Origin of the sequence: Anaerocolumna sp. MB42-C2 (genome assembly GCF_030913705.1) — a bacterium.
Lineage (GTDB): Bacteria > Bacillota > Clostridia > Lachnospirales > Lachnospiraceae > Anaerocolumna.
Map to the genome: position 1 here is coordinate 3,985,992 of NZ_CP133190.1, position 6,509 is coordinate 3,992,500.

The window sequence follows — 6,509 nt, forward strand, 5'->3', positions numbered from 1 at the left end:
AGGATATACTCTATTTATTTTGCTGATAATTAAAACATTATGATGTATGCCTTAACCCGATGAAAAAGGATGACGGGGTTTCTTCCGGTTTATCATTTTGACCTACTTGTAATTTAAGTTCAATCTGCTATAATTGCACATAGATAAACAAATCCAACAAAGTAAAGCGAGATATGTTATGGTTATAGAGAGTTATAAAATGGATGATACTTATGCCCTTGGTAAAAAATTGGGAGAACAGGCAAAAGCAGGCGATATATATTGCCTTTTAGGGGACCTGGGAACCGGTAAAACAGTATTTACACAGGGGTTCGCCAAAGGACTTGGAATAGAAGAAGCAGTAAACAGCCCCACATTTACCATTATACAAGAATATGAAGATGGCAGGCTTCCGTTCTATCATTTTGATGTCTACCGAATCGGAGATATCACCGAAATGGATGAATTGGGATACGAGGATTATTTTTACGGGGACGGAGTCTGTTTAATAGAATGGTCCAATTTAATTGAAGAAATACTCCCACCAAATCCCGCGGTTATTACCATTGAGAAAGAATTGGACAAGGGGTTTGATTATAGAAAGATCACTTTAGAGAATGGACTTACAGCTTTAGATGAATAGATTATAAGGCTTGGTATAAATAGAGTGCGACTAAAAGCAATAAATCTATGCTTAGAAATGGAGTAAATATGAAGATATTAGCGATAGATAGTTCAGGACTTGTGGCATCAGTTGCGGTAGTTACGGAAGAAAAATTATTGGCTGAATTTACGGTAAATAATAAGAAAACCCATTCACAAACTTTATTGCCTATGTTAGATGATATTATGAAACTGTTAGATCAGGATTTAAAAGAGTTTGATGCAATTGCGGTTGCAGGCGGCCCGGGGTCTTTTACAGGACTTAGAATAGGGTCATCAACTGCGAAAGGATTGGGACTTGCTTTAGATAAACCGATAATAAACGTGCCTACGGTAGATGCCCTGGCTTATAATTTATATGGAACTGACCGGGTAATCTGTCCGATTATGGATGCCAGAAGAAACCAGGTATATACCGGAATTTATGAATATCAGGATGAAGAATTTGTGGTTGTAAGACCTCAGAAAGCGGTCGGCATTACGGATATAGCGGCAGAACTTAACCAACTGGGCAGAGAAGTAATATTTTTAGGGGATGGAGTGGAGGTTCACGAAGCTAAATTAACAGAAATTATGAGAGTTCCATATAGCTTTGCACCGGTTCATCTATCAAAGCAAAGGGCCGGAGCGGTTGGCGCGCTGGGAATTATTTATTATAAGAAAGGGCTTATGGATAATGCAGATGTTCATGAGCCGGTATACCTCAGACTATCCCAGGCAGAAAGAGAGCTAATGGAAAAAGAAAAGGCTCAAAAGGAATAAGGAAACCAGGTGTATGAATGGTACTATAGTGTAGAGAAACTTAAGGATATCTGTTTTGACCTAAACCGGTTTAAAGATAGGAGCATTCATGTTAATAAGAGAAATGCAGGAAAAAGACCTGTTAATAGTGCATGAAATGGAATGCAGCATATTTTCAAAACCCTGGACTGTTGATGATTTTAAAAATTCCATTCAAAACCGGCAGAATATTTATCTGGTAGTAGAAGAAGAGGGTCAAATTATAGCATATTGTGGTTTGTGGGGAGTTGCAGGAGAAGGGCAGATTAATAATGTGGCAGTGAAGAAAGAGATAAGAGACCACGGTATTGGTTACGCAATGTTATCTGCTCTGATCGAGAAAGGGAAAAAGAACGGTATAGATGCTTTTACCCTGGAAGTAAGGGTAAGTAACGAGGCCGCGATTACTTTATACCATAAGTTAGATTTTAAGGATGCCGGAATCAGAAAGAATTTCTATGAAGAACCGACGGAAGATGCTCTGATAATGTGGTTACGATAAAATAATCATAGAGATATTACTTATTATGTAATTTCGGAAATAAGAATCAAAGGTCACAATTAAGGACCAAATGGTCCACCGCTTTTACCATGCGATGAATTTAACCTAAAATAACTTATGTTGATATTTGCAGGGGGGCAGAGGTAAGCAAGTGTGTAAAAAGGGATTGGATTATACTAGGAGATTGAGATACATTAATTCCCACTGTAAAAATGCCATGGAAACCGTTATAATGATACTAAGAAGTGGGCCAAGTTAGCAGGAGGGATAACACATGGACAAGGTTAAGGTGAAAATCCGCATGAATAAGGATGTATGTTGCAACGTGTGTGGAAAAAAAATTAATATTGAGCAGGGGATAATGAAAGAAGATGTATTTGAAGCTGCCAAGGAGTGGGGATATTTTTCTAAATACGACTTAGAAGTCCATAAATTTAATATATGCGAAGAATGCTATGATAATTTAATATCTACTTTTAAAATACCAATAGAAGTAGTTCGTAAAAAAGAAGTATTATAGCAGGAGTAAGGCTGTTGCGAATAAACTCACCGGATTGTCTGTTCATCAGAAACCGGGAGCACATTTGCAGCAGCCTTTTTGTGTTACACTTGAATTACCGTGTTACACTTGAATTACCGTGTTACACTTGAATTACCGTGTTACACTCGAATTACCGTGTTATCCTCTATCCCTTGATTATATAGTAAGGTTATGTTACTATGTAAAATAGAAAAGATATTGGAAATAAGTGTATGTTTTTATTGAAAAGGGTAGAATAACAATAATAACTTAAATTAATTAAATTTATTACAGATTATATAAATTATTTGGTAAAAAAATACGATAAATAATATGTGATTAGAAGTAAGTGAGGAAATTAGATGTTAGATGTTTGTTTACTTGGTACCAGTGGTATGATGCCATTGCCGAACCGTTGGCTTACAGCTTTGTTGACCAGATTCAATGGCTCCAGTTTATTAATTGATTGCGGAGAAGGAACCCAGATAGCAATCAAAGAGAAAGGTTGGAGCTTTCATCCTATAGATATTATATGTTTTACCCATTACCACGGTGATCATATAAGCGGATTGCCCGGACTGCTTTTAACCATGGGGAATGCAGACAGGACCAAACCTGTTACAATGATAGGCCCCAAAGGACTGGAGCGGGTTGTAAATGCACTTCGCATTATTGCCCCGGAGCTGCCCTTTGATATTCATTTTATTGAATTAACGGATCCGATGGAAGAAATAAGACTCAACGGTTACGTTATCCAGGCCTTTAAGGTGAACCATAACGTGGTCTGTTATGGATATAATATATTAATAGAACGCGGGGGCAGGTTTTTTACCCAGAAAGCCAATGATAATAAGGTACCCCAGATGTATTGGAATCGTTTGCAGAAAGGGGAAACCATAGAAGCCGGTGATATTGTTTATACCCCTGATATGGTATTAGGACCAGTTCGTAAAGGGATTAAACTCACTTACTGCACCGACACCAGACCTATAGCAGCTATTTCCGAAAATGCTAAAGATGCGGATTTGTTTATCTGTGAGGGTATGTATGGGGAGAAAGATAAAGAAGATAAAGCAATCGATCATAAACATATGACATTTTATGATGCCGCCAGATTAGCCAAGGCAGCTAATGTAAAGGAATTATGGCTAACCCATTACAGTCCGTCTTTAGTAAAGCCAGAGATGTATATGGAGGATACCCGTGCAATTTTTCCTAATGCAAAAGCTGGAAAGGATCGAAAGAGTATCACTTTAGAATTTGACCCGGATGAATAATTCTATGATGGTATTTAACCTAAGTAAAGGAGGCAGTCTATGAAAAAAACAAAAAAACAAAGAGTGAAAACGATCGTTTTTATGTGCATCTTTTCTGCTACCTTAATTGCACTGTATTTTTATATCAGGACCAGGACAGTTCCTTTTCCCATGGAGTCAGTTTCCTCTATGAGTGAAACGGAAAGGCTTTTGGCAAAAGATATCACCAAAAATTATCCCTCTTCTCCTAGGGAAGTACTAAAGCTGTACAGCCGAATAACAAAATGTTTATATAATGAGAAACTTACTAAAGAACAGACAGAACAGCTGGCTAACCAGCTGCGCCAGTTATTTGATGAAGAATTGCTTCAGAATAATCCAACCGAGAATTACTTATCCGATTTGAATGTGGAGATAACAGAATATAGGAAAGCAAATAGAAGCATTATGAATTATGTTATAGAAAACAGCGATTCAATAAAATACTGGGATAAAGAAAAACAGAAATATGCTTCCAGTGTAATGTCTTTTACTACGAAGGAAAAAAATGATTATTCAAAGATATTTGAGGAATTTCTCTTCAAGCAGGATCAGGATAATAATTGGAAGATATTAGGTTGGAAATTAACCGATAAAAAAGAAATCGATGTATCAGAAAAATAAGATTTAAAAAGTGTTGCAGGAAACTTAAGAAAAGGGTAATATTGTTATTAAAAATAATCCTTGCCTCAGGTGATTTTAGAAATAAAATCACCTGAGGTAAAGTTCATTTATAAGAAAATTTGGAACCAGGAGAATAAGTTATGGAAAAAGATGTTTTAATATTAGCCATTGAATCTTCGTGCGATGAGACAGCAGCAGCCGTAGTTAAAAACGGCCGGATTGTTTTATCGAATGTAATCTCATCCCAGATAGCCTTGCATACATTATACGGAGGGGTTGTTCCGGAGATAGCATCCAGAAAACATATTGAGAAAATAAATAAGGTAATTAAGGAAGCTTTATATGAAGCTAAAGTAACTTTAGATGACATAGATGCAATTGGTGTTACCTATGGACCTGGTTTGGTAGGAGCACTTTTAGTGGGTGTTGCCGAAGCAAAAGCAATCAGTTATGCAACGAAAAAGCCTTTAATAGGTGTTCATCATATTGAGGGGCATGTTTCAGCCAATTTTATAGAAAGCAAAGAATTAGAACCGCCATTTTTATGTCTGATTGTTTCAGGAGGCCATACCCATCTCGTAATCGTAAAAGAATATGGTCAATATGAAATTATCGGGAAGACACGGGATGATGCGGCAGGAGAAGCATTCGATAAAGTTGCAAGGGCTATAGGATTAGGTTATCCCGGAGGTCCCAAGGTTGATAAATTAGCAAAAGAAGGCAATAGACATGCCGTTACATTTCCTCGGGCAAATATTGAGGGTTTCCCTTATGATTTCAGTTTCAGCGGGGTGAAGTCAGCAGTATTAAATCATCTTAATTCCTGTGCCATGAAAAATGAGCCTGTAAATACAGCAGATATTGCGGCTTCTTTTCAGGATGCTGTTGTGGATGTTTTAGTCTCTAAGACGATTGCCGCTGCCGGCAAATATCATATGGGTAAAGTTGCAATTGCGGGAGGTGTAGCAGCAAATACAACATTAAGGGAAGTTATGGGTGAAGCTTGCAAACAACATGGAATAAAATTATATTATCCGTCACCTATTTTATGTACGGATAATGCAGCTATGATCGGAGCAGCAGCTTATTATGAATACTTAAATGGTACCAGACATGGGCTGGATTTAAATGCAGTACCCAATCTTAAAATTGGACAGAGATAATTAGAGCTTAATCAAAATCAGGGGTTAGAGCAGATACAATAGCAGAAACAGGAGAAAGATGAAAATATAGATAAACTAAATATTATATCAGTCGAGAGTGATTAAGTTGCCTGTTATAATATCAAAAATGCGAAACTGCTATTCGCTGTATTACGTGAATGAGAAGGTTTAAATATGAATAATAAAAAAACAGTCGCAATCGTCTTGGCAGCAGGAACAGGAAAGAGAATGAACAGCAGTACTGCCAAACAATATCTCCTTCTTGGGGGGAAGCCAATCCTGTACTACTCTATTAAAGCGTTTGAAGAAAGTAGTGTAGATGAAATTATATTAGTAACAGGTAAAAGTGAAATTGATTTCTGCAAGAATTCAATAGTGGATTATTACAATTTTAAAAAAGTTCAGTATATTATTGAGGGAGGTAAAGAACGTTACCATTCTGTATTTAATGGTCTTAAAAAAATTGATTTTGCTGATTATGTACTTATTCATGATGGTGTAAGACCTTTTATTTCTGTTGAAATAATTGAAGATACTATAAAAAATATGGCAATTCATAAAGCATGTGTAGTAGGAGTACCTAGTAAGGATACAATAAAATCAGTTAATCAGGATGGAATCGTCATAGAAACGCCGGATCGGGATAAAATCTGGTCTGTTCAAACGCCTCAAGCATTTTCTTATGATATTATAAAGCGCGCATATTGTATGATAATGGAGAAATTAGCATACAATAAGGAACAAGAAGAGTATAAGGATTTGCCTGTAACCAGACCGGATGAGAATTTAAATAATACAGATATAACCAGTTTAAATATTACAGATGATGCAATGGTAGTGGAATATATGATGAAATGTCCCATCAAAATGATTATGGGGAGTTATCGAAACATCAAGATAACCACACCGGAAGATCTTATTATTGGAGAAGCTTTATTAGAAAAGCCATGTGAGATACTTTAGCAGACAATTATTTGATTATA

Annotated in this window: 8 protein-coding genes; all 8 read left to right on the forward strand. The window is 36.5% G+C overall.

The window, feature by feature from the left end:
• Window positions 1-178 precede the first annotated feature (178 nt).
• The 8 genes from tsaE (at window position 179) to RBU59_RS17755 (ending at window position 6,489) form a co-directional block, all read left to right on the forward strand.
• Window positions 179-622, forward strand: a complete 444-nt coding sequence (gene tsaE, locus RBU59_RS17720; protein WP_308143835.1) for a tRNA (adenosine(37)-N6)-threonylcarbamoyltransferase complex ATPase subunit type 1 TsaE — start codon at window positions 179-181, stop codon at window positions 620-622.
• A 68-nt stretch (window positions 623-690) separates the two neighbouring features.
• Window positions 691-1,404: a tRNA (adenosine(37)-N6)-threonylcarbamoyltransferase complex dimerization subunit type 1 TsaB gene (gene tsaB, locus RBU59_RS17725; protein WP_308143836.1), complete on the forward strand. Its 714-nt coding sequence runs from the start codon at window positions 691-693 to the stop codon at window positions 1,402-1,404.
• Between the two features lie 88 nt (window positions 1,405-1,492).
• The gene (rimI, locus tag RBU59_RS17730) at window positions 1,493-1,924 is read left to right on the forward strand and encodes a ribosomal protein S18-alanine N-acetyltransferase (RefSeq protein ID WP_308143837.1); all 432 of its coding nucleotides are present in this window, start codon (window positions 1,493-1,495) and stop codon (window positions 1,922-1,924) included.
• A 274-nt stretch (window positions 1,925-2,198) separates the two neighbouring features.
• Window positions 2,199-2,444 (forward strand): hypothetical protein, encoded by a 246-nt coding sequence (locus tag RBU59_RS17735; RefSeq protein ID WP_308143838.1) that lies wholly within the window; start codon window positions 2,199-2,201, stop codon window positions 2,442-2,444.
• Window positions 2,445-2,806: 362 nt separating this feature from the next.
• Entirely contained in the window at window positions 2,807-3,721 is a 915-nt protein-coding gene (locus tag RBU59_RS17740) for a ribonuclease Z (RefSeq protein WP_308143839.1), read from the forward strand.
• A 39-nt stretch (window positions 3,722-3,760) separates the two neighbouring features.
• Window positions 3,761-4,363 (forward strand): DUF6715 family protein, encoded by a 603-nt coding sequence (locus RBU59_RS17745; protein WP_308143840.1) that lies wholly within the window; start codon window positions 3,761-3,763, stop codon window positions 4,361-4,363.
• 140 nt (window positions 4,364-4,503) lie between these two features.
• Window positions 4,504-5,526 (forward strand): tRNA (adenosine(37)-N6)-threonylcarbamoyltransferase complex transferase subunit TsaD, encoded by a 1,023-nt coding sequence (gene tsaD, locus RBU59_RS17750; protein ID WP_308143841.1) that lies wholly within the window; start codon window positions 4,504-4,506, stop codon window positions 5,524-5,526.
• 174 nt (window positions 5,527-5,700) lie between these two features.
• Entirely contained in the window at window positions 5,701-6,489 is a 789-nt protein-coding gene (locus tag RBU59_RS17755) for an IspD/TarI family cytidylyltransferase (protein WP_308143842.1), read from the forward strand.
• Window positions 6,490-6,509: the final 20 nt, after the last annotated feature.